We start from the raw sequence: 2,055 nt of genomic DNA on the forward strand, positions 1-2,055 counted from the left end.
ACCCACCATCTACGGCCTCCTCGAAACCCACCGCCTCTCGCCGAATCAGGTGGTCGCGGAACCCGAAGCCCCCAGCGCTACGTCTGGCGAGAACTCGTAGCAGGAGCAAACCCATGCGCCGCATCCCCCCCGCCGCCGCGCCCCGCCTCCTGCGCGCCCTGCCGCTGGCGCTGGCGCTTTCCGCCGCCAGCCTTCCCCTGGCCCTGCCCAGCATGGCGGGGCCGCTGGAGCGGGCGCAGGAGGCCCGCGCGCGCGGCAACCTGCGCGAGGCGCAGATCGAGTTGCGCAACCTGGTGCGCGACAAGCCGGAGGATGCCGCTGCCCATGCGGCGCTGGCCGCCGTGAGCCTGGACCTGGGCGACACGGAACTGGCGGAGCGCGAGGCCCGCGCGGCGCTGGAGCATGGCCATGATGCCGCCGCCGCCACGGCGCTGCTGCTGCGCTCCTATCTCACCTCCAACCGCGCCGAGGCGCTGCTGCGCGACTTCCCGCAGGTGGAGACGCCGAAGCCCGTGGCGGCGCAGGTTGCCGCCGCGCGGGCGCAGGCGCTGCTGATCCTGGGGCGGAAGGACGAGGCCGCGCAGTCGGCGACGCTGGCGCGGCAGATCGCGCCGGATGTGCCGGAGGTGGGTATCGTCGCCTCCAACGTGGCGTTGATGCAGGGCGACCGCGCGGCGGCCGAGGCGGCGCTGGATGCCGTGCTGGCCAGCCACCCCGACAATGCCGATGCGCTGCTGCGCAAGGGCGGGTTGCAGTACGAGCGGCGCGACCTGCAGGCGGCGCTGGCCAGCTTCGACCGGCTGTTGCAGGGCGCGCCCAATTCGGTCGCCGGCCGGCTGCGGCGTGCCGAGACGCTGATCCAGTTGCAGGAAGATGCCCGCGCCCGCGCGGATGTCGATGTGGCGCTGAAGGTCATGCCGACCAATGCGCCCGCGATCTATATGCGCGCGCTGCTGGGGCTGCGGGCCAAGGACTGGGCCGGCGCCGATTCTGACTTGCAGAAGCTCGGCCCCGCGCTGGGCAATTTCCCGAATGGCTACCTGCTGCAGGCCACCGCCAAGCAGGCCCTGGGGCAGAAGGCCCAGGCGGAAGATGCCGCCAGCCGCCACCTGGCCCGCAATCCGGATGACCCGCGCGGCGCCCGGCTGCTGGCGGTGCTGGCGCTGGAGGATAAGCGCCCGCGCGATGCCGCCGCGGTGCTGGCCACGCTGGCCGGGCGCGGCAAGGCGGATGTGGAATCGCTGGAGCTGCTGGGCACGGTGCAGTCCATGCTGAACCGCCCGCGCGAGGCCGCCATGGCCTTCGAGAAGGCCGCCGAGCTGGCACCGAAGAATGCCGCCATCCTGAACCGCCTGGCCGCCGCCCGGCTGGCCATGGGAGATGCCGCCGGCACGGAGGAAGCCGCCAACCGCGCCGTGGCGCTGGGTGGCGAGACGCCGGCGACGCGGCAGATGCTGGCCTTCGCCGCGCTGGCGCAGGGCGATGCCTCGGCCGCCGAGGCCGAGATGAACCGCCTGGGCGCCGAGGGTCGCAAGGGTGAGACCGGCGCCGTGCTGGATGGCACGCTGCTGACCCTGCGGATGGACCTGCCGGCCGCCCGCGCCGCCTTCGAGGGTGCGCTGCGCGACCACCCCAATTCCATCCCGGCCCGCATGGGTCTGGCCCGCGTGGCCACGCTCCAGGACAAGCCGGAGGAGGCCGAGCGCCTGCTGGGCGAGGTGCTCAAGCAGGAGCCCGGCCATGCCGAGGCCATGACCCAGCTGACCACCATCGCGGCCGGCGATGGCCCCCGCGCCGCCGCTGCCCGCGCGGTGCTGGAACAGGTGCAGGCCGCGCATCCGGAAGAACCGCTGCTGGCCATGGCGCTCTCCGCCGTGCAGATGCGCGCCAATGAGCCCGCCAAGGCCGTGGCGGTGCTGGATGCCGAGCCGCTACGCGCCAAGGGCGGCGTGGCGCTGGCCCTGGCGCGTTCCCGTGCCCATGCCGCCGCCGGGGACTGGAAGCGGGCCGAGGAAGCCGCGCGCCTGGCGCTGGCCGAGGCGCCCTCCTCCGCCC

1 protein-coding gene is annotated in these 2,055 nt (G+C 74.2%); it reads left to right on the forward strand.

Annotated features, from left to right (window positions below; translation table 11 throughout):
- Window positions 1-113 precede the first annotated feature (113 nt).
- Window positions 114-2,055 (forward strand): tetratricopeptide repeat protein (locus IBL25_RS25870; RefSeq protein WP_187781308.1); only part of this gene is annotated, 1,942 nt, incomplete at its 3' end.

It is taken from the genome of Pseudoroseomonas ludipueritiae (assembly GCF_014490445.1).
Taxonomy (GTDB): Bacteria; Pseudomonadota; Alphaproteobacteria; order Acetobacterales; family Acetobacteraceae; genus Pseudoroseomonas; species Pseudoroseomonas ludipueritiae.